Origin of the sequence: Paeniglutamicibacter sp. NPDC091659 (assembly GCF_044756805.1) — a bacterium.
Taxonomy (GTDB): Bacteria; Actinomycetota; Actinomycetes; order Actinomycetales; family Micrococcaceae; genus Paeniglutamicibacter.
Genome location: NZ_JBIVTO010000004.1, coordinates 189838 through 216083, shown reverse-complemented (window position 1 = coordinate 216083; position 26246 = coordinate 189838). Strand labels below are relative to the sequence as shown.

Genomic DNA, 26246 nt, shown 5'->3' with positions numbered 1-26246 from the left:
CCTACCTACTTGGACAACGGTGCGCGGCTCCCGGAATTGCCATAGGTCTCCGCATGGATATGGTCCATGTGCAAAGTGGTGTCGTTCCAGTTGCCGGAAAATTGCTGCCCGTACTTGCCGGATTTTGAGTACTCTTCCCAACCTCTAGAAGGACCTAGCCAAATCTTGTCTTGCCAGATCAAGTAGGAAATGCCAAGTGAGGAACGGTTGTTGATCAGGAACTGGGCCATCTCATTTCCCTTGGCGACATTGATCGGATTCCGGTAGTCCCTGATCATGATGTCTGCCGCCTTGCCGGCGCTGTGTCCCACCGAGCCCGGGCGGATGCCGCCAATTGACGAAACAACACTTGAGTAGCGCGCCCGAACTGCGTTCATGACGGCCAGAGTATCGGGTTGGAGGGTGGCGATCATGGTCTTCGAGAGCAGCGCTTCACTCATCCAGCCTTCGCCCTTGCTGGAGATTACCCGAGCCCAGCCATCCCTTGATTCAAGAAAGGTGACCCTTTCGCCGGCAGGCACGACGTCGCGCACCTCGTGTGCCGTCGAGTTCCCTGCGCGCAGGTTTACGTTCCCGTTGGCCCAGCGGTACTGGACTTCGACCGGCTTGTTGTACTTGGCTTCCGAAAGGTACCGTTCACTCACCCAGCCGGCGCCCTTGCTGGTCTTGACGTTTGCCCAGCCGTCGGCGGAGCGAGCCTGGAGCACCTTTTCGCCGGCCGGGATGACACCTTGGCTCTTGAAGTTTGTACCAGCAGCGATGCGAACGTTGACCGCATTGGTGGTCCATCTGGGGCTGCTGTAGTTCAGCGCCGGAGGCCGTGGTGTGGGCGGTTTTGGGGATGTGGGCTTGATGTCGGGTACGGCCGGCACTATGACCTTGGTGGAAAGGTACTTCGACGGTACCCATCCAATACCCGCGGCGGTCCTGACCTGCTGCCACGAGCCGGAAGTCCGAAGCCATTCAACCTTGGTGTTGGATGGCAATGTGGTGAGGGTCTTGCTAGAGGCACTCGCCTTCACGAAGGCTTTCTGCTTGCCGTTGACCCACCGGTTGACTGCGGAAGAATTGAGGCGGGTCAAAGCGCTGCTTGGAACGAAGCCGGTCTTGCCAGAGGCCTTGACCTTGACCCAAGACCCGCTCTTGCTGACTACCTCGACCTTCGTGCGACGATGCACCGAAAGGATGGCACTTGAAGAATTCGAGGCCTTGGACCGCAGTGTGGTGTAGCCCTTGGTGTAGTTGTAGACCTTGGCTTTGTCCGTCGAGGTTTTCACCAGATAGTTGCCCGAGACCCAGCCGGTTTTCGACTTGTAGGTCACCTGGTGCCAAGTTCCGCTTACCTTCAGGATGCTGAGTGCAGTGTTCTTTGGAACCACCGCCAACGATGCCGAGGAGGTACTGGCGCTCTTGCGCAAGTTTAAGTTCGCGGTTGTTCTTTTGACCGCTTTTGCCGGCGCAAGCGTAACGTTCACATTCATCGAAAGAACCGGGGTCGGCAGTTGCGCCGCGGATACGACTGTAGGTCCGCCAATTAGTGAAACGGCAAGGGCCAACACTACTCCGAGGTGCTTGCGCTTCATCCAGGGGCTCCTGACAAGGTGTTTGCGGCGAGCGGACAGACCCTAGAGTATCGAATAACTTTTGTTTATGGTTGGAAATCGTGAAACATTCTCTTCACCATCGTGAAAAATCCCTCACTGGCTGTAAATGGCGACGATTGAGCGCCCCCCGGAATTACAAGGATTGGCATCAACCGGGCAAAGTCCGGCCATTGTTCTCCGGCTTGGCAAACTACCATCGCCACCATCGGCAAGGGTGAATTGCATCAGCCCTGCCCTGGACCGATTCGGCGATGGCAGCCGCGGCACCGCCAGGCGATTCGCTCCGCCGCGCCGATTGGCCAACGTCAAGACACAAAAGGGCGGACGCTGGTAACGTACGTCACAGCACGCGAAAGCCAATGTTGCCATTCCTCGAGGAACTCCGCCGGTTGCACCGTTTCACCACGACAAATGCCCGGATTTGAATCCCAGATTAGGAGCCCGGTTGGACATCACCGACAAGTTGGGTTCGGCGCAGCGAAAACTGAAGCAATTCGCTGCACAGGTCGGGCAGGTGCGGATACGTACCTCGGATTCAGGGCCAACGGCCAGCGCGCAGACCGCCCGGGTCGCCGTCGTCATACCGGTGTTCAATGCCATGCCATACCTCCAGGTATTGCTCGACTCCTTGGCCGCCCAGGATCTGGACCCCGCATTGTTCGAGGTAATTGCCGTCGACGACGGTTCCACCGACGGCGGAGGCCAAGTACTCGACAGCTTTGCCGCCAGGAACCCCAACTGGCGGGTAATCCGCCAACGAAACAGCGGCTGGCCCGGCAAGCCCCGGAACGTCGGAATCGAATCGAGCACCGCCGACTACATCTTCTTTTGCGATGCGGACGACGTCATGGGGCCCGAAGCCTTGCGCAGAATGCTCGACTTCGCCGACGAGCACCAGGTGGACGTGTTGGCACCCCGGGTGGTCGGCATTGGCGGGCGGGGAGTGAACTCCACGCTCTTCGCCAAGACCCTGGTGGACGTACCGATCCGCCAGATCCTGGCCACGTTGATGCCGCAGAAACTGATCCGCCGGGAACTGCTCACAGCACACGGCATTCGGTTTCCCGAGGGCAAGATCCGACTCGAAGACGGCATGATGCTGGCCCGCTGCTACTTGTTGGCCCGACGGATATCCATCCTCGCCGACTACGACTACTACTTCATCCGCGCCAGGGGCAACGGCACGAACATCAGTTCTCAAGGAACCGTTCCCGAAAAATACACCCGATCAGTTTTCGAGATCGCACGGATCATCAAGGACAACCACTCGGACGCCGACCACGCCGAACTCCTGGTGCTGGATTTGTACCAGCGCAAGTTGCTGCGTTCCTACGTGCCGACGCGCTTCCGGGCGATGTCTCCCCGCGTCAGGGCTCGCTGGGTGAAGGCCCACGCGGGATTCCTGGGCCAACACATACCCCTGCGTTTGGAAGAACAGCTCGGATTCCCGTTCCGCCAACGATCGCAATTGGTCCGCAAGCAAGACGTCGAGGGACTGCTCCGGCTGGCCGCCACCGAGGAGGCGTTGCGGCCCGACTGCCGTGCGGCGCTGCCGCAACCAAGCGGCACGGAACTACGGGTCCGACTCGAGCCCGCGGCGAAGTACGAGTCGGTCCACCTGCTGGCCCGGGCTCGCGGCAAGGATAGCCAGCTGATGTTCGAGCTGCGCCCGGATGGCCGGGATCACGTGGTTCACTTGCCCGTATCCGAAATGGCCACCCTGGGCAATGTGATCGTGGATCTCTACGTGCAACTTCGGCTGGACGGCATCGATGGCAACCCGCGGCGCCTGTTGGCCCCCGAGGACGGCCTTCCGACGGAGTTCGGCGGCAAGAGGCTCTACGCCACCGTCCAGGGGAATCTCAGCCTGGACGGGCGCAGCTGACCAGGATTTCACTACCGCGGGGCTAGCGGTCCTCGTGATGCACCGGGACCACCACGACCGGCAGGCTTTGGTGCGCAATCACGTGCGAGGCCGTGGAACCGTTGAAGAGTTCGGACAGGTGTGCGCCAAAGCCCTTGTGGCGGGTGCCCACCACGATCATTCGGGCATGCAGCTCATCGGCCAGCCGAGACAGGGCTTTCCCGGGCTCCCCTGCCAGGACCTTCAACGACCACTCGACCTTGCTGCCGGCCATGCAGCTTTCGAGCACCTTCATGATGTCGGCGGCATCTGCCGTCATGTCCTCGTCGATTTCCTTGGGGTTCAACGAATTGCCACGGATGTCTTCCTTCAGCTCCCATTCAACGAGGTAGCTGTTTGGCTCCACGAAGGCAAAAACCAATGCACTGCCCAGCGACTCGGCCAAGGCACGGGCCTCGAGGAGCACCCGCCGGGGCTGTTTTGTCATCGCTCCTGCAACAATGGGGCCCGCTCCCCCGACATGCGGCGGTTCCTTGCTCATGATGCGTTCCTTCTTTCTCAGTGAACCCCGACTGGTACCTGAGTACCATGTTCCTCCCATAGTCCCTCGTGGGGAACAGCTGCGGGCCCGGAGTGCCGAATGCTTCGACTTTCCCGGTTCCTCCGAGCCGCCACACGATCGGGAGCCCAAAGTCGTGGTTGGCCGCTGCCACTTAACGCACTTTGCCCCGGCCCGCCTTTCGGCGGATCGGGGCAAAGCATTGAAAACTACCTGGCGGCAGTCACTCGCTGTGGCTTGTGGCCTTAGCGTGCAACCGAACCTTCGGTGTAGTCATCGGTGGTCTTCCAGGAGAAGAGGTTGCGCAGTTCGCGGCCGGTGGCCTCGATCGGGTGGGCCTCGCCCTTGGCGCGCAGTGCCAGGAACTCCGGTGCTCCGGCATCCTGGTCTTCGATGAAGCGCTTGGCGAAGTTGCCGTTCTGGACGTCGGCGAGAACTGCCTTCATGTTCTCCTTGACCTCCGGGGTGATCACGCGCGGGCCGGAGACGTAGTCGCCGTACTCTGCGGTGTCGGAGACGCTCCAGCGCTGCTTGGCGATGCCGCCCTCCCACATGAGGTCGACGATGAGCTTGAGCTCGTGCAGGACCTCGAAGTAGGCGATCTCCGGCTTGTAGCCGGCTTCGGTCAGGGTCTCGAAGCCGTACTGGATCAGCTGCGAGGCGCCGCCGCACAGGACTGCCTGCTCGCCGAAGAGGTCGGTTTCGGTCTCTTCGGTGAAGGTGGTCTCGATGACGCCGGCGCGGGTGCCGCCGATGGCCTTGGCGTAGGACAGGGCGAGGGCCTTGGCGCCGCCGGTGAAGTCCTGCTCGATGGCGATCAGGTCGGGGATGCCGCGGCCGGCTTCGAATTCGCGGCGCACGGTGTGGCCCGGGGCCTTCGGTGCAACGAGGGCAACGTCGACGTTTGCCGGCGGGGTGATGTAGCCGTAGCGGATGTTGAAGCCGTGGCCGAAGAACAGGGCGTCGCCCGGCTGCAGGTTGGCTTCGATGTCGTCCTTGTAGACGTGGCGCTGGACCTGGTCCGGGGTGAGGATCATGATGACGTCGGCTTCGGCAACTGCCTCGGCGACGGACAGGACGCGCAGGCCCTCGGCCTCGGCCTTGGCGATCGACTTGGAGCCGGCCTTCAGGCCGATGCGCACGTCAACGCCGGAGTCGCGCAGGTTCAGCGCGTGGGCGTGGCCCTGGGAACCGTAGCCGATAACGGCGACGGTGCGTCCCTGGATGATCGAGAGGTCTGCATCGTCGTCGTAGTACATGTCAGTCACTGGAATTTCTCCTTGTTTCGGTGTGAAGATTTTGGTTAGGCGGATACGGAGCGCAGGGCACGGTCCGACATCGATTTGGACCCGCGGCCCACGGCAAGGGTGCCTGCCTGGACGATTTCGCGGATGCCGAACGGCTCAAGCACCGCGAGCAGTGCGTTGATCTTATCGGCATTGCCGGTGGCCTCGATGATGAGCGAGTCGGTCGACACGTCCACCACGGAGGCGCGGAAGAGGTCTGCGGCCTGGGTGACCTGCAGACGGGTGGCCGCATCGGCGCGCACCTTGACCAGGATGTGGTCGCGCTGCACCGATGCCTCCGGCATGAGCTCAACGATCTTGATGACGTTGATGAGTTTGTTCAGCTGCTTGGTGACCTGCTCCAGCAGGTCCCCCTCGGCGTCGACGACCACCGTGACCCGGGAGATGCCCGGGACCTCGGTGGGGCCCACGGCCAGGGAGTGGATGTTGAACGCGCGGCGGGCGAAGAGCCCTGCCACGCGGGTCAGGACACCCGGGACGTCTTCGACGAGTACGGAAAGAGTGTGGCGTGCCATTGCTTTCTAGTCCTCTTCTTCCCACTCGGGCGTCATGCCGCGAGCAATCTGGATCAGGTCGTTGCTCACGCCGGTCGGGACCATCGGCCAGACCATCGAGTCGCGGGAAACCACGAAGTCGATGACCACCGGGCGGTCGTTGATTGCCAGCGCCTGCTTGATGGTTGCGTCGATGTCCTCGTCGCGTTCGCAACGCAGGCCGACACAACCATATGCGTCGGCGAGCTTCACGAAGTCCGGGACGCGCGCGGTTCCGTGGCCCGTGTTCAAATCGGTGTTTGAGTAGCGGGAATCGTAGAACAGCGTCTGCCACTGGCGGACCATGCCGAGCGACGAGTTGTTGATGATCGCCACCTTGATCGGGATGTTGTTGATGACGCAGGTGGCCAGTTCCTGGTTGGTCATCTGGAAGCAGCCGTCGCCGTCGATGGCCCAGACGACGCGGTCGGGGTTGCCGACCTTCGCGCCCATGGCCGCCGGGACCGAGTAGCCCATGGTGCCCAGTCCGCCCGAGTTCAGCCAGGCGTGCGGGCGCTCGTACTTGATGAACTGCGCGGCCCACATCTGGTGCTGTCCCACGCCGGCGACGTACACGGCCTCCGGGCCGGTGAGCTCGCCGATGCGCTGGATCACGTGCTGCGGGGCCGAAAGCCCGTCCTGGGTCGGGGTGAACCCGATCGGGTAGGTCTCGCGCAGGCGTCCGATGGTGGACCACCAGTCGGTCAGGTCCGGCGCGCCCTCCTCGGCGAAGCGTGCGCGGCAGGCCTCGGTGAGCTCCGGGATGATCTCCTTGACCGAACCCACGATCGGGATGTCCGCCGTGCGGTTCTTGGAGATCTCGGCCGGGTCGATGTCCGCGTGGATGACCTTGGCGTTTGGCGCGAAGGTGTGCAGCACGCCGGTGACGCGGTCGTCGAAGCGGGCGCCGAGCGTGATCAGCAGGTCCGACTGCTGCAGCGCTGTGACCGCTGAAACGGAGCCGTGCATGCCGGGCATGCCCACGTGCAGGTCGTGCGAGTCCGGGAACGCGCCGCGGGCCTGCAGGGTGGTGACCACCGGGGCGCCGACCAGCTCTGCGAATTCCTTGAGCTCGGCCGAGGCGTGTCCCTTGACGACGCCGCCGCCGACGTAGAACACCGGGCGCTTGGAAGCTGCGATGAGCTTGGCGGCCTCGCGGACCTGCTTGTTGTGTCCGCGCACCACGGTCTTGTAGCCGGGCAGGTCGATCTTCGGCGGCCAGGAGAACATCATCTTGGACTGCTGTGCGTCCTTGGTGATGTCCACCAGCACCGGGCCGGGACGGCCGGTGGCAGCGATGTAGAAGGCGCTTGCCAGCATCCGCGGGATGTCCTCGGCCTTGGTGACAAGGAACGAGTGCTTGGTGATGGGCATGGTGATGCCCACGATGTCCGCCTCCTGGAAGGCGTCCGAGCCGATGAAGGCGCTGTGGACCTGTCCGGTGATGGCAACCATCGGGACCGAGTCCATGTGTGCGTCGGCAATGGCGGTGACAAGGTTGGTGGCGCCCGGGCCGGAGGTGGCAATGCAGACGCCGACCTCTCCGGTGACCATCGCGTAACCCTGTGCCGCGTGGCCTGAGCCCTGTTCGTGGCGGACCAGGATGTGGTTGATCTTGGTCGAATCCATGAGCGAGTCGTAGGTCGGCATGATTGCGCCGCCCGGCAACCCAAAGACGTCCTTGACGCCCAGTTCTTCCAGTGTGCGGACGATGGCTTGTGAGCCAAGCATCTCAGTGGGAGCAACGATGTTGTTCGGGCCCTGGACGGGGCTCGACGCTTCCACGACGGAAGAGACAGTGGCATCCTTGCTTCGGTTGGCGGGTTTTGCCGGCAGCGTGGGGCTGGCGGGAGTTCCGTTACTCATGGGGATTATTCCTTCTCTATCTCTTCTACTCTGCACATAAAAAAACCCCAATGGCGCCTGGCGGCGAATGGGGTTTGCGCGTCACCGAAGCCCTCCCGGGTGTTGGAGGGGCTCAAGCTCAGCGCTTGATAACTAGTAGTACTTCGGTGCGGATCTGCATGTTTCCAGTTTGGTCGCCGCCGCTTCTGGAGTCAAACAATCACACCTCTCATCTCACTATATGAGATGAGTGTCCGATGGGTGGACGCATGGATCACGCGCCCACCCATCGGATGCACAGTTTACCTAGCCGCAGTATGCGCCAGTGGAGGCCGAATTGACCAGCTTGACGTACTTGCCCAGCACGCCTGTGGTGAACTTGGCCGGCAACGGCTCCCATCCGACCTTGCGCGCTTCGAGCTCGGCCTCGTCGACCAACAGGTCGAAGGAACGGGCAGCAATGTCAACGCGGATCTTGTCGCCGTCCTTGACGAACGCGATCGGGCCGCCGTCGACGGCCTCGGGCGCCACGTGGCCGATGCACAGGCCGGTGGTTCCGCCGGAGAAGCGGCCGTCGGTGAGCAGCAGGACGTCCTTGCCCAGGCCGGCACCCTTGATGGCGCCGGTGATGGCAAGCATCTCGCGCATGCCCGGGCCGCCCTTGGGGCCCTCGTAGCGGATGACCACGACGTCGCCGGCGTGGATCTCGCCGTTGTCCAGTGCCTCCAGGGCGCCCTGTTCGCGTTCGAAGACGCGGGCGGTGCCCTCGAAGATATCGGCGTCGAAGCCTGCGGTCTTGACGACCGCACCCTCGGGTGCCATCGAACCGTGAAGCACGGTGATGCCGCCGGTCTTGTGGATCGGGTTGTCCAGCGCGCGCAGGATCTTGCCGTCGACGTCCGGCGGGTTGATCTCCGCGAGGTTCTCCGCGACGGTCTTGCCGGTCACGGTGAGGCAGTCGCCGTGCAGCAGGCCGGCATCCAGCAGGGCCTTCATGATCACCGGCACGCCGCCGATCTTGTCGACGTCGGTCATGACGTAGCGGCCGAACGGCTTCAGGTCGCCCAGGTGCGGGATCTTGTCGCCGATGCGGTTGAAGTCCGCGAGGGTCAGGTCGACCTCGGCCTCGCGGGCGATGGCCAGCAGGTGCAGCACGGCGTTGGTGGAGCCGCCGAAGGCCATGGTCACGGCAATGGCGTTCTCGAAGGCCTTCTTGGTCATGATGTCGCGGGCGGTGATGCCCTTGCGCAGCAGGTTCACCACGGCCTCGCCGGAAGCACGGGCGAACATGTCGCGGCGGCGGTCGGCCGATGGCGGGGCGGCGGAGCCGGGAAGGCTCATGCCCAGTGCCTCGCCGATGCAGGCCATGGTGTTTGCCGTGTACATGCCACCGCAGGCACCCTCGCCGGGGCAGATGGCCTTTTCGATGCGGGTCAGGTCCTCGAGGCTCATCTTGCCGGCGGCGCAGGCGCCCACGGCTTCGAAGGCGTCGATCAGGGTGACTTCCTTTTCGGAGCCGTCCTCCAGTTTGACCCAGCCCGGCATGATCGAACCGGCGTACAGGAACACCGACGCAAGGTCCAGGCGGGCCGCTGCCATCAGCATGCCCGGAAGGGACTTGTCGCAACCGGCCAGCAGGACGGAGCCGTCAATGCGCTCGGCCTGCATGACTACCTCGACGGAGTCGGCAATAACCTCGCGGGACACCAGCGAGAAGTGCATGCCTTCGTGACCCATGGAAATGCCATCGGAGACGGAAATGGTGCCGAACTGCATGGGGAATCCCCCGCCGGCGTGAACGCCTTCCTTGGCACCCTGGGCCAAGCGGTTCAGCGAAAGGTTGCATGGGGTAATTTCGTTCCACGAGCTCGCAACACCGATTTGCGGCTTGGCGAAGTCGTCATCGCCCATGCCCACGGCGCGGAACATGCCGCGTGCCGGAGCGGCGTGGATGCCGTCCGTAACTACGCGGCTACGAGGTTTAATATCTGGAGTTGTGTCCTGGCTCATGCCCTAAATACTAGGCCTGTCAAGCGGTGCTGCCGAACCCGTGACGGCATGACGACATATTTCGTCCATTGAATTACAGGACATGTGTTCGAAACATCCAACGGATAGACTGGCCCTCATGGAGAGACCACCAGTTGATTCCACCGACCACACCCTCAAGTGCCTGCTACATGAGGCGTTCGATGGCCAGATCCCCAATTACGGAAGCTACAACCTTGTTGCGGCCTCCGGCACCTCGGGATCCTCGGGACTGAAGGTGATCGGATACCGGCGCGAACCGGCCGAGCTCATCATTTGCCCGCTCAACCCCAAGACGATGACCGCGTCCGACCGCGCTGTGTCGGTGAACAACACCAACGTTTCCCACGTGGCGCTGATCAGCGACGGCAGCTACGAAGTCGGAACCAGCACCGGCCGCGTCTACCGCTTCAACATCCCGGCGCACCCGACGCTCGACATCCCCGCCGGCGACGGTAGCGCCGCCCTGCGCGGGAGCATTGACCAGGATGAGGACGCCGCCGACTTCGCCGACTTCATGAACATCTTCATGGACGTGCTCGAGCGCGTGGCTTCCGAAACCGACTAAAACCGGCGATCCCGGGTTGCGGAGCACCTGCCCGCCCCCGGCATTCGCCCTTGCCTCCTCCGGGGCAAGCGTCTACGTTGACCACACGGCACCTTGCCCAAACGTCGTCGCCGTTGGATGGGAAGCGAAGAAACCATGACCGAAGACCCGCTCACTCCGCATGGGCAGGAACCCACGGTTCCCCCCGGCATGCCGGAAGCGGCACCCGTCCGGCCCGCCGTCGGCACCCGCGCCGGCGTCGTCTGGACTTTCACCGTCGTCGCCCTCATCGTCCTGGTGTTCCTGGTGGTCTTCATGGTGCAAAACCAGGATCGGGTCACCGTGTTTTTCCTGGGATTCCACGGACAGCTTGCACTCGGGATTGCCATGCTCATCGCCGCGGTCGCCGGCGCTACCGTGGTGGCAATTGCCGGCGCTGTGCGCATCATCCAGCTGCGCAGCCGGGCCCGGACCTCGGCCAAGCGCGAGGGCCGCAGAGGCCGCTGAACGGCACGGAGTTCGTCATTCGGAGGAAGGCGCCTTCCCCGCGCCGACATCCTCGATGAGTGAGAGCAGGACACCGAGTGCACGGGCCAGCTCCAGGTCCGTCACCGCGCCGTATCCGAGCACCAGCCCATTTTTCCGCGCCCCGTCGGCGTAGTAGTCGGCGAGCGCCGGAACCAGCACCCCCTGCTCCAGGGCCCGCCCGACGAGGTCGCGGGCGTCGAGCCCCGGCGGCAGTTCCAGTACCGCATGCAGGCCTCCGTCAAGGGCTGACACCACCACGTCGTCACGCTCGCCGAGCCGCTCGAGGATGATGGCCCGGCGGTGGGCGTATTCCCGGCGGGCCCTGGCGATGTGCCGCGCAAGTCCTCCGCCGTCGATGTAGCGGGCAAGCGCCAGCTGCATGATTCCGGGGACCGGCGAGTCGAGGTCGCGGCGGGCTTGTTTGAGCAGCGGGGCGGAGCTCCCCCGTGCGACGAGGTAACCGCAGCGCAGCCACGGGCTCAGGGACTTGGAGAACGTTCCCACGAGGATCACGTCGGCCTCCGACGGAAGCGAGGCGAGGGTGGGCAGGGGCATCCGTCGGTGGCGGAACTCGCTGTCGTAATCGTCTTCGAGGATCAAGACGTTGTTTGCAGCGGCCCAGGACAGCAGGGCCAGGCGTTCCTGGATCGGCATGCGCCCGCCCAGGGGGTATTGGTGGCTCGGGGTGACGAGCACGGCATCGGGCGGAGTCCCCCGGCCTGCGAGTTGTTCGACCCGCAGTCCGTCGACGCCCACCGGCAGCGTCTCAACGACGGCCCCCGCCGCGGTCAGCACCCTCCTGGCCGTTGGATACCCCGGGTCCTCGACGAGGATCCTGGGGATCCGGGAACGGCGGCGAAGTGCGGTGACGACCAGTTGCAGGGCATCGCTGGTGCCCGCCGAAACGATCACGTCCTCGGCACCGACGTTGAGCCCCCGCGAGGTTCCAAGGTGCCCTTGGATGGCCGCGCGCAGGATGTCGACACCCAGTGCCGGCGGGAGCCGTGGACTCATGGGTTCGGCCACCGCCTTGCGCCAGGCGGAGCGCCATTCGTTGTCGAGGAACGGAGTACCCGAGGGGCGCCCCGGGCTCAGGTCCAGCATTGGCCTTCCCGCTTCCGGCGGTCTTGCCGCGGTGGCCGCCGGGACGTGTCCCCGGATGTCGGGACGAACGGCCACACGAGTCCCTCCCGCTCCGTGGCTTTCGAGGTACCCCTCCCCCGAGAGTTGCTCGAAGGCCCTGACAACCACACCCCGAGAGACCCCAAGCTCGGCGGCCAGAGTGCGCGAGGACAGCAGGGAGTCCTCCGCCCGCAGCGTTCCGTCAAGGATGGCCGTGCGCAGGTGTGCCGCCAGCTGGATCGTCAGCGGCGAGTTGCTGCCGAAGTCCAGGGTGATGGGAAGTTCAGCCGTCGACACGTTGGTCCTATCGTTATTGACAATCTTGGATCTAGGTTAGGTCCATGCTGCTTGCAAGCATAGATCTTGGAGTTCCTGCGACCGACCGCGGGAACCAGAGAAGATCGAGGATCCATCCATGTTTGAAGGACTGTGCGCCTTCCCGCTGACGCCGCTGGCGGACAACGGCGTAGACCAAGCCGCCCTTGCCGGCCTCGTCGGCCGCATCACCGACGCCGGCGTGAAATCAATCGGCGTCCTGGGGTCCACGGGCGTCTATCCCTACCTGTCCCGGAACGAGCGACACGAAGCGCTGGAAGCCGCCGTCGCGTCAGCCGGTGAAGCATCGGTCATGTGCGGGATCGGCGCGGTGCGCACCCGCGACGTGATCGCCAACGCCGAAGACGCGCAGGAAGCTGGCGCCTCCGCCCTGCTGCTTGCCCCCGTCTCCTACCACCGACTCACCGACAACGAGGTCTACGGCCTGTACCGCGACGTCGCCTCGGCCTCCTCCGTGCCGGTGTTGGTCTACGACACCCCGGGCACCACGGGGTTTTCCTTCACCGACGAACTGCTGGAACGAATCGCCCGGCTCCCCCGGATCGGCGGCATCAAGGTTCCCCCGCCCCCGGCCGGGACCACGGCATCGCGCCTCGCCGAGCTTCGCGGCATCTTCTCCCCCGCACAGTCGATTGGCATCAGCGGGGATTGGGAGGCGGCCGAGGCCTTGCTGGCGGGCTACGGCGTGTGGCATTCGGTCATTGCAGGAGTCTTCCCGCGCTACGCACTGGAACTCGCCGACGCCGCCATGGCGGGCAACGCAGGCACCGCACGGGAAACCTCCCGGAAGTCCGATCCCATCTGGGCGCTGTTCAAGACCCACGGAAGTCTTCGCGTGGTTGCGGCCATCGCGGAGGAACTGGGGATCACCGGTGCCCATGGTCTCCCGCGCCCGCTGCAGGGCCTTGACGAGGAAGCCCGTTCGGAGGTCCGGGCCTCCCTGGAGCTCAGCGGCCTGGACGGCTGAGCCCGCTGCCCGACGCCGGCGCACCTCGATGGATCACACCGTGAAAACACCCAACCAAGAAACCGCCATGGTCCCGCCCGCGGCTCGATCCGAGCGCATCGGCGGACTGGCAAGGTACGTGGCCGCCGCGACCTTGGCGCGGACGGCGGACGGCGGCGCCGTGGTCGCCGTCGTCCTGCTGGTCACCACCAGCGGCGGCCCCGGCTGGCTTGCCGGGCTCCTTGGCGCCAGCATCACGGCACCGCACCTGCTGGGGCCGTTCGCCGCCCGCCGGCTGGACACCGCCGCCGATGCACGCAACGTCATTGCCTTTGCCTGCGTCGCGCACGGCGGAACGCTCGCCGCGGCGGTGCTGCTCTATCCCGTCACTTGGCCACTGGTGCCGGCGCTGCTCCTGATGGCTTCCGGGCTGTTTGGCCCGCTCCTGACAGGCGGCATCAGTTCCCGGCTCCCCGAGATTGCCGGAGACAGTCGGGAGAGCCAGCGCCGGGCCCAGGGCTGGGACGTTGCGACCTACGGGATGGGCGGGACGATCGGCCCGGGGATCGTCGCGGCCGTCTCGGCCTGGTCCGGGGCGACCGTCGCGGCCCTCATCCTTGCCGTGGGAACCATGCTTGCCGCCGTCCTGGTACGGCAACTGCCGCGCGGAACCCGGGCCGCCAATCCGGCCGAGGTACCCAGGCCCGGGCAAACGTTGTTGCTGATCCTGGGAACCGGACCGCTGCGCCGAACCCTGTACATGACCATGGCGGTGGCCCTGTCGGTGGCCGTGCTTCCGATCACCGCGGTGGCTTCGACGGGTCATTTCAGGGTCGGTGCCGTCGCAGCAGCAATCCTCACCGCCGCGTACGGCCTGGGCAATCTGGCCGGATCGATCGGCGTGATGATCCGCCCGCCACGAGGGGACGCCGACAAACTCATGACACGGCTTGCCTTCACGGTTGCCGGCGCGTTGCTGTGCGTGGCCCTCACCAAGGTTTTCGGCTTGGCGATCGCCGTCTATGCCCTAGCCGGCATCGTCAACGCCTATTTCTTTGCCGCGACCCTTGCGGCGCGCAGCGAGTTTGCGCCGCAAAACTCACGAGGCCAGGTCTTTGTCTGGGTCGGCGCACTGAAAATCACCGCCGGGTCCGCCGGGACGGCCCTCGCAGGAGCGGTCATTGCCGGCTCGGTGCTGCTCCCCCTGCATGCGGCCATGGTCCTGACGGCCTTCGTCGCGGCATGTTCATTTGTGGACCGGCGCAGCGACCGAAACCCGGTGCCGTGAACACCTGCAAGGCAAACGACGCCCGGCGCCGCACAGGCCGGGAATCCGGCTAGGGTCGTTCGGCGGCCTCGGCACTGTAAACGAGGTTTTCCGAAGCCCTGCCTTCGGCCCATGCCACGACCTGTCGCTTAAGCAGCTTCGTCATGCGCGGCAGGAACGCCTCCGTGTTTCCGCCGTTGTGCGGAACGACCAGCGCGTTCGGCAGACCCCAGATCGGGTGGTCTTCCGGAAGCGGCTCGGGGTCGAAGACGTCGGAGGCGCAACGCAGGCGCCCGGTCGCCAGTTCCGCCACCAGCGCGTCGGTGTCGACCACAGGGCCGCGGGCCACGTTGACGACGACCGCATCGTCGGGCAACGCGGCCAGCAGCCGGGCATCCACCAGGTGGTGGGTCGATGCGTTGTGCGGAACGATGAGGATCAGGACCTCGATCGACGACGCATGCGAGTGCAGGTCGTCAATGGCATGGATCTCGCCGTGTTCGTCGGTGCGGGCACGCGTGCCGAAGCGGCTGAGCTCAACCTCAAAGGGCACCAGCCGCTTGCGGATTTCCTCGCCGATGCCGCCGACACCCACGATTGCCACCTTGCGGTCGGCCAGTCCGGGCCAGCGTCGCGGGTTCCAGTGGGCGTTCGCCTGGTCACGCACCGATTCACCGATTCCGCGCAGCGAGGCGATGGACAGGCCAACGGCCAGCTCGGCGGTGGACGCGGCATGCACGCCGTGCGCGGTCGCAACGGACACGCTCGGCCCGACCAATTCACGGATCCCGTCGAAACCCGTGGTCTGGGTCTGCACCAACCTGAGGTTCGGTGCCGTTCTCACCGCTTCAAGCTCCGAGAACTTGGCCATGTAGGGAAAGACCGCAATCTCGATGGCTTCCAGCGCCACGCCCACGGGATCGCTCTCGAGATCCCAAATGCCCGCTTCAAGCCCTTCGGGCAAAGGTCCGACGGCCGCAAGGAGTTCTTCACTGGGAAAAGTTACAACGGTGCTCTGCTTCATGCCCTTGAGCCTAAATCGATCAGGGCACGCGCCCCAAAGGGGCATGGTTCAGCAACGAAACAATCCGTTCAGGAGCAAAAGTCGTGCCTTCACCCCCGCAACACCCCACTTCAGAGCCGTTTTTGTGACCTCGATCGCAAAGGGCCATTTCGATTTGCATTCCCCCGACAAGCTGGTATTGTTTCATGTCGTTGCAGAGCGCAGGAGTTACGAACTCCGGCAAAGCAACAGACGCACCTCTAGCTCAATTGGCAGAGCAACTGACTCTTAATCAGTAGGTTCCGGGTTCAAGTCCCGGGGGGTGCACAGCAAAGAAGACCCGATTCGCAACTGCGAGTCGGGTCTTCTGCTTTTCCCGGATGCAACGGCCCCAACGCGGCACCGCAACCACACGGGACAAACCCGCGGTCGCGTCCACCCGATCGGCTCACCCACACCCAGGGCTCACTGCCCAAACTCGAACAATATTCGGCGCAAGTCGGAAATGTCGTGCACAAGCCAAAAACTCTGGTACAGTTTCATGTCGTTGCAGAGCGCAGGAGTTACGAACTCCGGCAAAACAACGGACGCACCTCTAGCTCAATTGGCAGAGCAACTGACTCTTAATCAGTAGGTTCCGGGTTCAAGTCCCGGGGGGTGCACAGCAAAGAAGGTCCGATTCGCAATTGCGAGTCGGACCTTTTGCTTTTCCCGAAGCCCGGCCCGATCCCACGGGGCGTGTTCCGGAACGGGCATCGACGCTTTACAACTGCCAGGGCTCCCTCATTGTGAAGGCACGGGCGTAAATTCATGTCCCAACGCCTTGGATACCCCCACAAAAATGCGAGTTGCCGGGGCCGCGCACGGCAACTCGCCTGGATTGTCGCTCAATGTGGGTGACTCTGAGCATCCGCCCGAAGAAATGTCGCTGTTGACCATGACCACCACCGAGGTGTCGGCGGTGGTGTCGTAGTACAAGGCCGTGTTGAAACCGGGCAGCTCCCCCGTGTGCCCCACCCAGCCGCCGATGCAGCCCAAGGCGAGGCCGTAGCCCGCCGGAGCCGGGAACGACTGGAGCCGCTCGATTTGGGTCTCCTGCGAGAGCAGTCCCTGACCGGTACCCAGCGCCCGGTCATACGTCAATAGGTCCTCAACCGTGGAGATCAAGGCGCCGGCGGCACCGGCGAAAGTCGGTGTCCAGTTCGTGGCGTCGATTGGCTCCTTCAGCGGTTCCAGGCCCTGAAGCGTGTACCCGCGCGGATGGGGGTTCGGAATCGCGTCCGAGTCTCCGGGCCAACTGGTGTTCGCCATGCCCAGCGGCTCCAGGATTCGCTGCCTAAGAACCTCCTGGAATGGCTGCCCGGCCACCTTTTCGATCACCGTTCCCAGCAGGATGGTGTTGGTGTTGGAATAGTTGAACTTCTCCCCCGGAGCAAACAGCGGCGAGGCCGAAACGCCGTACGCTATGAGCTCATCCGTGGTGAACTTGTCCTCGGGATCGCCGAAGTAGCGCTTCAAGAATTCCTCGGTGTAGAAGCTGGACACGCCGCTGGTCATGTTGGCCAGCATGCGCAGGGTGATCCGGTCACCGTTGGGAATGCCGGGATGGTACTTGCCGATCGGATCATCGAGGCCGAGCTTGCCCTCTTCCGCCAATTGGAGCAGCAAAGTGCCGGTGAACGTCTTGGTGACGGAGCCGATGCGGGTATGCATGTCAGTGGTCATTGGCGCGTTGGTCTTAGGGTCCGCCAGTCCGTAGGCCGCCGTCCAGATGCCTTGCGGCGTGCGCACGCCAACGATCGCCCCCGGTGCCGCAGCATTCTCAAAGGCAGCCTTGGCACCCGAGTCGAGAGCCGCAACCACGGATTCCGGCAGGGCGCCCAAGGCACCCGGCGCAGCCTTCACCACCGCGGTCGGGTCCTCCACGCACTGCCCGGCAGTCGCGTCCGGGCCTGGTGTTGGACTTGGTGTTGGGCTTCCCGGTTCCACACTGATTGGATCTGGTGGCGGCACAGCACCTGACGCGCACCCGGTCAAAATCAGGGTGAGAACCGCGCCAACTGCCAGTTTCCCCCTGAAAAACGCTGAATCCTTCATGAGTACACCTACTTCTTTTAGGTCCCCGAGTTGAAAAGGTTCGAGCCGGAGAGCGGCTTTCCTTCGGCATTCCCGTCAAGAGCCCCCGAGAGGATCATCCCTTCAAGCGCTTCTGCCCCTCCGGGACCGCGGCCGCCGCAATGGCTCAGTGAGGACGGCATGACGTAAGGCGAAAATGGAACGTCCCCCATTGATTCCCTGCCGATGCAGCGACCTGAGTTTTCGATCCAGGGATCCCCACGGATACATGGGCACGCCGCCCCGGTGCCGCCATGGAAACTTTCACCGCCGCCGGTTGACCAAGCTTCTCGATCCTGCGCATTTTAGCGATGATCATCGTGATTTGACGCGCCACTTCGAGTTCCCGACTTGGAACAATCCCCGCTGGGATTTTCGGAATTGGCTGTGGTTTCCGGTTGAATGCAGTGTGCGACAAAGCCGTGGCGGTTGCCGTGAAACCGTGGATAGTGGTGAACGGTCGTTTCTTCATCCCGCGCCCTCTGATCTTCCATAACACCTGCTTCGTCATGCCCTTCCAGTAGATCAATGATCCTTGGGCATGTCGAGAACAGAGTGCATTTTCACCAACGGGCCGAGTCCTTGAAGAACGGTGATTTGCCGACCCGATTCACCACGCCCTGCTTGGAGCAGCGGGCCCATCGCCACGACCCTGTCCCCCTGCACTTTGACACGGCTGGATCGACGATTTCCCGCCAGTCAACCCAGGGACCGCTCAGACACTGTTCGTCGGCCGCCACTGGGTACCCGGCCTTGAAGACACGTGAACCGCTCGCGTCCAGCCTCGACCATGACTCAAAGCAGGCTTACAAAGCGGACAAGATGCGATGCAGTCAAGCGACAGCTACGATCGCTCCACCTTCGCCGAATGCCAAAAATCGTCTCGAGATCCCACTCGGTCGGTTGTTGCACCGCCGACTTGGGACCGGACACGTGACCGATGAACCCAACCGTAGGTATTGGTTGAGATAAGCGTGGCCACCAAGCCTGAGGCCGCAGCCCATGATCCAGCGCGGGTGCACCCGCGAAGCGGCCGCAGTGCCATTCCGCGCGAGACGCTGAACCAACTGAAGGCTCCGCCCTTGGTCCCTGACCCGTCGGCCTACGCAACGAACGACGCACAAGCCTCACCTTCGGAACCAATTGTGCCCACCGTCACAAGGCGAATTTTGCGGGAAACGCCCCGGAATCTCGCGCGAACCTCCCGACGGCGCAGGAAAAACCTTGAATTTCCGGGGAGGTTTGCGGCAACGACAAGCCCGCACCCCCGATTTTATTTCCGGACCACTTTCTGGTTATGATTATTTGCGTCGCAAGGACGGGTTCCGCACGGAACGCTGACCGAAACGGCATAACGCACCTCTAGCTCAATTGGCAGAGCAACTGACTCTTAATCAGTAGGTTCCGGGTTCAAGTCCCGGGGGGTGCACAGTGAGAAAGGCTCGATCTGTTTCGACAGATCGAGCCTTTCGTTTTCCCCCGAATCCCGCAGACCGGCCACCTACTTCGGGAGTCGTGATCCATATCCCCGGCCGACCGGACTTCGAGCCAAGCACTGCCCCTCCAAAGCCGTGGGGCTGTCGTTCCCGGTCTCAATGCAGGCGCTGTCCCCCAACAGGCCTCGCATGCAGCGTCTCCTAATTGCCCGACGATCCCCACCAATCACTCGGGGCAAATACTCAGGTTCCGGACGCGGCCACGGGACTAACCTGGATAGTTGACAGAGGTAAGCCAATTCCCCTGCCCCGCAATCCGCAAAGGGGCTGATGAATATGGCTCAGGAAAAGATCCGGCCTGGCGCCAATATTGCAATCCGACGGTCCCTCCCCTTGACGGCGGGTGACGCGGAAGAGCAGCCCGGCACACGCGGCGGACAGACCATTGTGCATCAAAGCAACTAATGGCCCGTGCATTGGATAGGCTTTCGGGTAAGACCAACCACTTATCGGGGTACGACCTTCGTGCGCCGAACAGCAACACAGGGAGCATCCAACCCCATGAGCGAGAACGCAACCACCGAAGCCATCCGCCTGGCGGCCGGCGACGCCGCACCGGACTTCACCCTGCCCGACGCCAACGGCGATGAGCTTGCCCTGGCATCGCTGCACGGCAAGAAGACCATCGTGTACTTCTACCCTGCCGCCTCCACACCCGGGTGCACCAAGCAGGCCTGCGACTTCCGCGATTCGCTTGAATCCCTCCAGGGCGCCGGCTACCAGGTCGTCGGCATCTCGCCCGACGCACCGGCGAAGCTTGCCAAGTTCGCGGCCAAGGAAGAACTCGGCTTCCCGCTGCTTTCCGACGAGGACCACGCCGTCGCTGCGGCCTACGGCGCCTGGGGCGAAAAGAAGAACTACGGCCGCGTCTACGAGGGCCTGATCCGCTCGACCTTCGCCATCGACGAGAACGGAATCGTCGAGGTTGCGCAGTACAACGTGCGCGCCACGGGACACGTTGCAAAACTCCGTCGTGATCTGGGACTCGATCCGAAGTAAGTTTCGCCCACAGCCCAAAAGTGGAAAAATCGGCCGCCGGAATCCGCTACACTGATTCATGCTGAACCACGAGAGTGGTTGCGGCCTTGCGAGCGTGGCGAAATTGGCAGACGCGCTGGATTTAGGTTCCAGTGTCTTCGGACGTGGGGGTTCAAGTCCCCCCGCTCGCACAAATCGCCGAAGGGCATTCCATCCCCTCAGGCACCCAGACAAGGCCCCCGGATATTTCCGGGGGCCTTGTTCGTTAGTACCGTGCAGGGGCCCGAAACGATATCGGTGCCCAAACCACTTGAAGGAGTCCTTGGTGCCCACGCCGCCGCCATCCCCAGTTTCGGCAGCCGCCTCGCGCCGCGCATTCCTTGCCGGCGGACTCGGCGTCGCCGCCCTGGCGCTGACCGGCTGCGTGCCCAACAGGACCCCAGACCCGACCGCCTCCCCCACCGGCACCCCCGCCCCCGCCGTGCAGAAATTCCGCCTGGGCACTGCCGCCAACCCCGCGACGCTGGATCCGGCGGTCTCCGGGGACAACGAAACCTTCCGCATCACCAGGCAAATCTTCGAAGGCCTCATCGGGGTCGACCGGGAAACCGGCGCACCGATCCCGCTGCTTGCGACCGACTGGATCTCCAGCCCAGACCGCCTGCAACACACCTTCATCCTGCGCCGGGACGTGAAGTTCCATGACGGCACCGACTTCAACGCCGAGGCCGTGGCCATCAACTTCCAACGCTGGGCGGCGCTGCCGAAGGATGCCAAGGCCGACTCCGACCAGGGTTTCAACCAGGTCTTCAGATACACCGATTCGCTGCCCAAGTTGCCCGATTCCATCCCGGCGCCGAAACCTGTCAAGGGGCCCGACGGCCAGGAAACCGTGGATCCGCAGCTGGAGGCCGAACACCTGGCCGAGGTGCAGCGCCTTGAAACCCTGCGCGAACAGCTGAAGTCCAACCCGTTCATCGGGGCCAGCACCGGGGCCAGCGGCAGCTACTTCGGTTCCATCAAGACCGCCGGCACCCACACCGTCGTACTGACGCTGCGCCGTCCCATCACCGGGTTGATCGAGGCCCTGACCCTGCCGGGGTTGGCGATCGCCTCCCCCAAGGCACTTGCCGCGGCGGCAACCGACTCCGGGCACGTCTCGGCGCTGTCCAGCCACCCGGTGGGCACGGGCCCCTACGCCTTTGCCTCGTGGGAAGGCAACACCGTCGAAGTTTCCCGCTTCGAGGGCTACTGGGACGCCGCGGCCTTTGCCGGCAACCCCGAGGCCCCGACACTTGTTTCCTTCCGCGAAACCAGCACCCCGGCCAAGCGCCTGGGCGAGTTGCGTCGCGGCGACATCGACGGCTTTGACATGGTCACCGTCACGGGCCTGCGCGAACTTGTCCGCGAGGGCAAACTGATCGTCCAGCGGGACCCGTTCTCCGTGGCCTACCTGGGCATGAACCAGCAGAACAAGTGGCTCGCCAAGCCCGAATTCCGCCAGGCGGTCGCGCACAGCATCGACCGGCAGAAGATCATCGATGCGTACTACATTTCCGGAACCAAGGAAGCGCGCGGCTTCCTGCCCGCTTCCCTGGGCGTCAAGCCCTCCGACACCTACTTCGGCCCCGACCTGCAACGTGCCAAGGCGCTGTTGACGGAGGCCGGCTACGACGGTTCGCCCGTCCCGTTCCTGTACCCGCTGAACATCTCCCGGGCCTACCTGCCGCTGCCCGAACTCATCTATGCGGAAATCTCCCGCCAGCTCGCGACCGCGGGCATCGCCGTCGAACCGATCCCGGTGGACTGGACGGACGGCTACGTCAGCCGCGTGCGATCGGGCACCACCCCCGGGTTGCACCTCTTGGGATTCAATGGCGGCTACCGCGACCCCGATGATTTCCTCGGGGGGATCTTCTCGGACACGAGGAAGCAGTTCGGGTACAACTCGCCGATCCTGCAGGCGCAGATCCTGCTGGCCCGGTCGATTCCCGTCGGGGAGGAACGCGTCAACGCCTACCAGGACATTTCACGCACCCTGGCCGTCGACCTGCCCGCGTTGCCGCTGGTTTTCCCGATTTCCGGGCTGGCGTTCAACGACACGGTGCGGAACTATCCTTCGTCGCCGGTGCTTGACGAAGTTTTCTCCGACGTGAAACTGAACAACAAGTGACGAAGTAGTCAAGACCCCAATTTCTTGGAGTCGGAGCCACCGCGCTATTCTTGGCTGGAGTCTAGAAGAACTTTCAACGGAGATAGCCTGTGCCTTCTGAAGCCACCAGTCAATCATTTGACGTCGTTCTAATCGGCGCCGGTGTCATGAGCGCAACGCTCGGAACCCTGCTCAAGCAGTTGGAGCCGGGGTGGAGCATTGGACTTTTCGAAAACCTGGATCAGGCAGGCCTTGAGTCTTCATCGCCCTGGAACAACGCCGGCACCGGCCACTCGGCCCTGTGCGAGCTGAACTACACCGCCGCAGCTGCCGACGGATCGGTTGATCCGGCCAAGGCCATCGGCATCAACGAGCAGTTCCAGGTCACGCGCCAGTTCTACTCCCACCTGGTGCAGAACAAGCAGGTCGGCGACGCCACGAGCTTCATCAACCCGCTGCCGCACATGAGCTTTGTCATCGGAGACGAGCACGCGGACTACCTCAAGACCCGTTACGAGGCGCTCAAGCCCCACGCGCTGTTCAACGAGATCGAGCACACCGAGGACCTGGACACCATCGAGTCCTGGACCCCGCTGGTTGCCAGGGGCCGCGACGGCTCGCAGCGCGTTGCGGCGTCCCGCGTCGAATCCGGCACCGACGTCGATTTCGGTTCGCTGACCCGCCAGATGACCGAGAACCTCGCGGCCACCGGCGTCGACGTCAACTTCGGCCACAAGGTCAAGGGCATCAAGCGCGACGGCACCGGCTGGACCCTGACGGTCAAGAACAACGCCACCAAGGCGAAGCGCACCGTCAACGCCAAGTTCGTCTTCGTCGGCGCCGGCGGCGGCGCCCTGGGCCTGCTGCAGAAGGCAGGCATCGAGGAGATCAAGGGCTTCGGCGGCTTCCCCGTCTCCGGCCAGTTCCTGCGCTGCACCGATGAAACCGTCATCGACCAGCACCACGCCAAGGTCTACGGCCAGGCTTCGGTCGGCGCCCCTCCGATGAGCGTTCCGCACCTGGACACCCGCTTTGTCGACGGCAAGCGCTCGCTGATGTTCGGCCCGTACGCCGGCTTCTCCACGAACTTCCTGAAGACCTCCTCGTTGTGGGACCTTCCGCTGTCGATCCGCCCGCACAACATCATCCCGATGCTGGCCGTGGGCAAGGACAACATGTCGTTGACCGCCTACCTGATCAAGGAGGTGCTCAAATCGCGTGCGAAGAAGGACGATGCACTGCGCGAGTACTTCCCGGAGGCCACCGGCGACAAGTGGGAACTGATCACCGCCGGCCAGCGTGTCCAGGTCATCAAGAAGGACGCCAAGAAGGGCGGTGCACTGCAGTTCGGCACCGAGGTCATCACCTCTTCGGACGGCACCATCTCCGGCCTGCTCGGCGCCTCCCCGGGAGCCTCGACGGCAACCCCGATCATGATCGGCCTGCTGGGCCGCTGCTTCCCGAAGCAGTTCTCCGGCTGGGAATCCAAGCTCAAGGAAATCATTCCGTCATACGGCGTGAAGCTCAACGAGAACCCGTCGCTTTACGCCGAGGTTCGCGCCGAGACCGACAAGGTCCTGAAGCTGGCCTAGCCTGCACGGCTGGTCGAATCCCGGCCACCGAACGCACATCACCGGCAAGAGTCCGGTTCACATGTTCTTCCCCACCTGGAGTGGGCGGGGACGGTGGACCGGACTTTTGCTGTTTCCGGCACCGCCCCTGCATGCCCGGAATCCCGCGAAACCTTGTAGAAACCTTGTGACTAGGGTTTAGATGCACCGCCGCGCCTTTACACTGTGTTTGGCCCCACGGCATACTGAGCCACACCACGGAGGCCGGATCAAGGGAATCGGGGGAAGGGAACCCCCAGATCTTGCCGCCACAGGGAAACGCTCGGTATCTAGGGGGGGCAAAAGCATGCTCGCGGCTTGGGGAAAAAACAACACCGCTCACCATCGCATCCACGGGGTGGCTGCTGGCCAAGAAGACATCGGGGAACCGCAATTGTTGTCGCGGCGCTCACTTGGCATCACACTCGGAACCTCGCTGGTTCTCGGGTCGGGCGGGATCACGGCGTTGGCCGTGGCATTCGCCGCCGCAGGCCCTCCCGGAACAACCACCGTGAAAACCGGCTTCGGCCGGGCCCGGATTTCCCGGGCGGAACGCCAGTCCAGGCTCTCGGCGGACACTGCCACGAGCAGTGGCCACGGCGGCCACCAGATGTCCGGCGGCAGGTCGCTTCAGCCGGTGAACATGACCTACGGGGACCACGTTCTCGTCCAACTCGATGTCTTCAACGAAAGCGACGAAGACCAGATGTTTTCACCCGGGCAACTTCGCCTGCGGGGAAACAGTCAACCGTGGCTGGTTGTCAACCGGTGGAACGACCAGCCGCCGGGGCTGCTGGCCCCGGGAGCCGAGCTCCGGGCCAACATCAGCTTCCTGGTTCCCTCCGACGCCACGGCATTCACCGCACTCTTTGACGACATCGCAAGCCCGGGCGGCGTGCCCATCGATATGCCGCTGCCCGCCGTGGCTTGGCGCCCCGGATTCCTGGAGGCCGATCATGTCTAAGGAAAACCTGCCTCCAGCGGACGGCACCCACCCCGGCGATTCCACCACCGCTCCCGGCGCCAATGAAGGCACGCTCGACCGGGCCAGCGCACTGAAATTCGGTGCGGCCGCGGGGATCGGGGTTCTCGCGGCCATGGCCGCAGTCTCCCGCCCCGCCGTGGCTGTCGCTCCCGCCAGGGCCCGCGGACGGGCGCCTGCGGCAGCAGCCCCGTTGAACGGGGTGTTGGACCTCTACATCAACGAGGGCTACGCCAAGATGGTTGACGATTCCCTTGTCTACCAGCGCGGGTTCGGCGACCGGCCCACCGTGCTTCGGGATCTCAAGCCGTCGCTGCGCATCGGGCCGAAGGTCTTTACAAGAAACGGGCAAGTGGTCGCATCACGGACCTATCCATTGGGCGCGGCGCTTCCCCCCAACGGGACGCCGACGCCGGCCGGGCCGGACCACGCGAACTCCGGCCAGTTCATGATCAGGCGCAACCACTGGGCCAGCTATTTCCCGCAACGCACCATCATTGCCGAAACCGGATCGACGGTGCGGCTTCGCGTATTCAACGGGCTTTCCGGAACACACCAGCTCACCGTTGCCCAGGCCGGGCCAGGTCACAGCGATGAGACCACGGAACCGATTCCTCCGGGCGGGGTAGCGTATCTGGATTTCGCCGCACCCGGCGCAGGCACCTACATCTACTACGATCCGACGAATTCCCCCGTGCAGCGCGCCATCGGACTCTTCGGAACCCTCGTGGTGCTGGATCCCGAGGACGCCTGGCGGGTGGCGCCGAATCAGATGGCCTTCGAACGGCAGTGGCTGTGGGTCACCCATGCGGTCGACACCACGTGGGCAGATATCGAGGCGGCCGGCGGAACCGTCGATCCGGAGGCGGACCCCGCGGTGCCCCGCTATTTCCTGCTCAACGACCGCAGCGGCTTCGAGGCCCTCGGCCACTCGCCGAACGCTGCGATCAACCGGGCGGCGCATGAGGAGTCACTGGTGTCCGGCTACCCGCGGCAAGTCGACGTCCGCGATTTCGGCGAGGACGCGGAGCTGGGCACCCTCCGGGGCGGGCAGGCGGTCCGGTTGGTGAATCCCGGGATCGCCTTCCACCAGATTCATTTCCACGGCAACCACCTCTGGACGGTGCGGCGAAACAACGTCGAATGGACTCGCGAGAATGGACTCGTGGATGACGAGGGGCACGTGGTGCTCCAGCAATGGGAGGATGTCGTCGAACTCCAACCCATGGACCGCAAGGACTGCATCATTCCGTTGAAACGACCGCCCGACGCCACCGACCAGGTCTGGAACAACCGGACCGAGGACTGGAAGTACCCCATGCACTGCCACGCCGAGATGTCGCAAACCGCGGCCGGCGGCCTGTACCCCGGCGGGCTTGTCGCCCACTGGGAACTCAAATCACCGGCGAGCGGAGGCTAGGACC

The 26246-nt window shown here is 63.9% G+C and carries 20 protein-coding genes and 4 tRNA genes; 14 read left to right on the top strand and 10 right to left on the bottom strand.

Going from position 1 to position 26246, the window contains the following annotated elements; all coding sequences use genetic code 11:
• Positions 1–5 precede the first annotated feature (5 nt).
• Positions 6–1556, bottom strand: coding sequence for an SH3 domain-containing protein (locus ACIQLF_RS10015; protein ID WP_400297533.1), 1551 nt, complete (start codon positions 1554–1556; stop codon positions 6–8).
• Between the two features lie 493 nt (positions 1557–2049).
• Here ACIQLF_RS10015 and ACIQLF_RS10010 point away from each other — a divergent pair, with 493 nt between their 5' ends.
• Positions 2050–3489, top strand: a complete 1440-nt coding sequence (locus ACIQLF_RS10010) for a glycosyltransferase family 2 protein (protein ID WP_400297530.1) — start codon at positions 2050–2052, stop codon at positions 3487–3489.
• Positions 3490–3511: 22 nt separating this feature from the next.
• On the opposite strand, the gene ACIQLF_RS10005 is transcribed toward ACIQLF_RS10010, so the two are convergent.
• The 5 genes from ACIQLF_RS10005 to ilvD all read right to left on the bottom strand — a co-directional run bounded on the left by ACIQLF_RS10005 (position 3512) and on the right by ilvD (position 9722).
• Entirely contained in the window at positions 3512–4009 is a 498-nt protein-coding gene (locus ACIQLF_RS10005; protein WP_400297527.1) for a universal stress protein, read from the bottom strand.
• A 263-nt stretch (positions 4010–4272) separates the two neighbouring features.
• The gene (gene ilvC, locus ACIQLF_RS10000) at positions 4273–5295 is read right to left on the bottom strand and encodes a ketol-acid reductoisomerase (RefSeq protein WP_400297525.1); all 1023 of its coding nucleotides are present in this window, start codon (positions 5293–5295) and stop codon (positions 4273–4275) included.
• 35 nt (positions 5296–5330) lie between these two features.
• Positions 5331–5849 (bottom strand): acetolactate synthase small subunit, encoded by a 519-nt coding sequence (gene ilvN / locus ACIQLF_RS09995; protein WP_209996406.1) that lies wholly within the window; start codon positions 5847–5849, stop codon positions 5331–5333.
• A gap of 6 nt (positions 5850–5855) precedes the next feature.
• Positions 5856–7733, bottom strand: a complete 1878-nt coding sequence (locus tag ACIQLF_RS09990; RefSeq protein ID WP_400297521.1) for an acetolactate synthase large subunit — start codon at positions 7731–7733, stop codon at positions 5856–5858.
• Positions 7734–8018: 285 nt separating this feature from the next.
• Positions 8019–9722, bottom strand: a complete 1704-nt coding sequence (ilvD, locus tag ACIQLF_RS09985) for a dihydroxy-acid dehydratase (RefSeq protein ID WP_400297518.1) — start codon at positions 9720–9722, stop codon at positions 8019–8021.
• Between the two features lie 118 nt (positions 9723–9840).
• Here ilvD and ACIQLF_RS09980 point away from each other — a divergent pair, with 118 nt between their 5' ends.
• Positions 9841–10308, top strand: a complete 468-nt coding sequence (locus ACIQLF_RS09980; protein ID WP_400297515.1) for a hypothetical protein — start codon at positions 9841–9843, stop codon at positions 10306–10308.
• Between the two features lie 135 nt (positions 10309–10443).
• Positions 10444–10794 (top strand): lipopolysaccharide assembly protein LapA domain-containing protein, encoded by a 351-nt coding sequence (locus ACIQLF_RS09975; RefSeq protein ID WP_400297513.1) that lies wholly within the window; start codon positions 10444–10446, stop codon positions 10792–10794.
• A gap of 15 nt (positions 10795–10809) precedes the next feature.
• On the opposite strand, the gene ACIQLF_RS09970 is transcribed toward ACIQLF_RS09975, so the two are convergent.
• Complete coding sequence (locus tag ACIQLF_RS09970) at positions 10810–12234, bottom strand: PLP-dependent aminotransferase family protein (protein ID WP_400297512.1); 1425 nt, start codon at positions 12232–12234, stop codon at positions 10810–10812.
• 118 nt (positions 12235–12352) lie between these two features.
• Here ACIQLF_RS09970 and ACIQLF_RS09965 point away from each other — a divergent pair, with 118 nt between their 5' ends.
• Together ACIQLF_RS09965 and ACIQLF_RS09960 are read left to right on the top strand one after the other, a co-directional pair.
• Positions 12353–13240 (top strand): dihydrodipicolinate synthase family protein, encoded by an 888-nt coding sequence (locus ACIQLF_RS09965; RefSeq protein WP_400297509.1) that lies wholly within the window; start codon positions 12353–12355, stop codon positions 13238–13240.
• Between the two features lie 40 nt (positions 13241–13280).
• Complete coding sequence (locus tag ACIQLF_RS09960) at positions 13281–14507, top strand: MFS transporter (protein WP_400297506.1); 1227 nt, start codon at positions 13281–13283, stop codon at positions 14505–14507.
• Positions 14508–14556: 49 nt separating this feature from the next.
• On the opposite strand, the gene ACIQLF_RS09955 is transcribed toward ACIQLF_RS09960, so the two are convergent.
• Complete coding sequence (locus ACIQLF_RS09955) at positions 14557–15510, bottom strand: 2-hydroxyacid dehydrogenase (protein ID WP_400297503.1); 954 nt, start codon at positions 15508–15510, stop codon at positions 14557–14559.
• A 233-nt stretch (positions 15511–15743) separates the two neighbouring features.
• On the opposite strand from ACIQLF_RS09955, the gene ACIQLF_RS09950 reads away from it, so the two are divergent.
• Together ACIQLF_RS09950 and ACIQLF_RS09945 are read left to right on the top strand one after the other, a co-directional pair.
• Positions 15744–15816, top strand: a tRNA-Lys gene (locus ACIQLF_RS09950).
• 262 nt (positions 15817–16078) lie between these two features.
• Positions 16079–16151: transfer RNA gene (locus ACIQLF_RS09945), tRNA-Lys, on the top strand.
• 121 nt (positions 16152–16272) lie between these two features.
• Here the strand turns inward: ACIQLF_RS09945 and ACIQLF_RS09940 are convergent.
• Both ACIQLF_RS09940 and ACIQLF_RS09935 read right to left on the bottom strand, forming a co-directional pair.
• Positions 16273–17415, bottom strand: a complete 1143-nt coding sequence (locus ACIQLF_RS09940; protein ID WP_400297500.1) for a serine hydrolase domain-containing protein — start codon at positions 17413–17415, stop codon at positions 16273–16275.
• Between the two features lie 316 nt (positions 17416–17731).
• Positions 17732–18133 (bottom strand): hypothetical protein, encoded by a 402-nt coding sequence (locus tag ACIQLF_RS09935; protein ID WP_400297498.1) that lies wholly within the window; start codon positions 18131–18133, stop codon positions 17732–17734.
• Positions 18134–18960: 827 nt separating this feature from the next.
• On the opposite strand from ACIQLF_RS09935, the gene ACIQLF_RS09930 reads away from it, so the two are divergent.
• The 7 genes from ACIQLF_RS09930 to ACIQLF_RS09900 all read left to right on the top strand — a co-directional run bounded on the left by ACIQLF_RS09930 (position 18961) and on the right by ACIQLF_RS09900 (position 26242).
• A tRNA-Lys gene (locus tag ACIQLF_RS09930) sits at positions 18961–19033 on the top strand.
• A gap of 568 nt (positions 19034–19601) precedes the next feature.
• Complete coding sequence (gene bcp, locus ACIQLF_RS09925; protein ID WP_400297495.1) at positions 19602–20099, top strand: thioredoxin-dependent thiol peroxidase; 498 nt, start codon at positions 19602–19604, stop codon at positions 20097–20099.
• A gap of 88 nt (positions 20100–20187) precedes the next feature.
• Positions 20188–20269 (top strand) — tRNA-Leu (locus ACIQLF_RS09920).
• 134 nt (positions 20270–20403) lie between these two features.
• Entirely contained in the window at positions 20404–22251 is a 1848-nt protein-coding gene (locus tag ACIQLF_RS09915) for an ABC transporter substrate-binding protein (protein ID WP_400297492.1), read from the top strand.
• An 89-nt stretch (positions 22252–22340) separates the two neighbouring features.
• Entirely contained in the window at positions 22341–23822 is a 1482-nt protein-coding gene (locus tag ACIQLF_RS09910) for a malate:quinone oxidoreductase (RefSeq protein WP_400297490.1), read from the top strand.
• 376 nt (positions 23823–24198) lie between these two features.
• The gene (locus ACIQLF_RS09905; protein WP_400297487.1) at positions 24199–24804 is read left to right on the top strand and encodes a hypothetical protein; all 606 of its coding nucleotides are present in this window, start codon (positions 24199–24201) and stop codon (positions 24802–24804) included.
• Positions 24797–26242, top strand: coding sequence for a multicopper oxidase domain-containing protein (locus ACIQLF_RS09900; RefSeq protein ID WP_400297485.1), 1446 nt, complete (start codon positions 24797–24799; stop codon positions 26240–26242). Before ACIQLF_RS09905 ends, ACIQLF_RS09900 begins: the two co-directional genes overlap by 8 nt.
• The last annotated feature ends 4 nt before the right edge of the window (positions 26243–26246 follow it).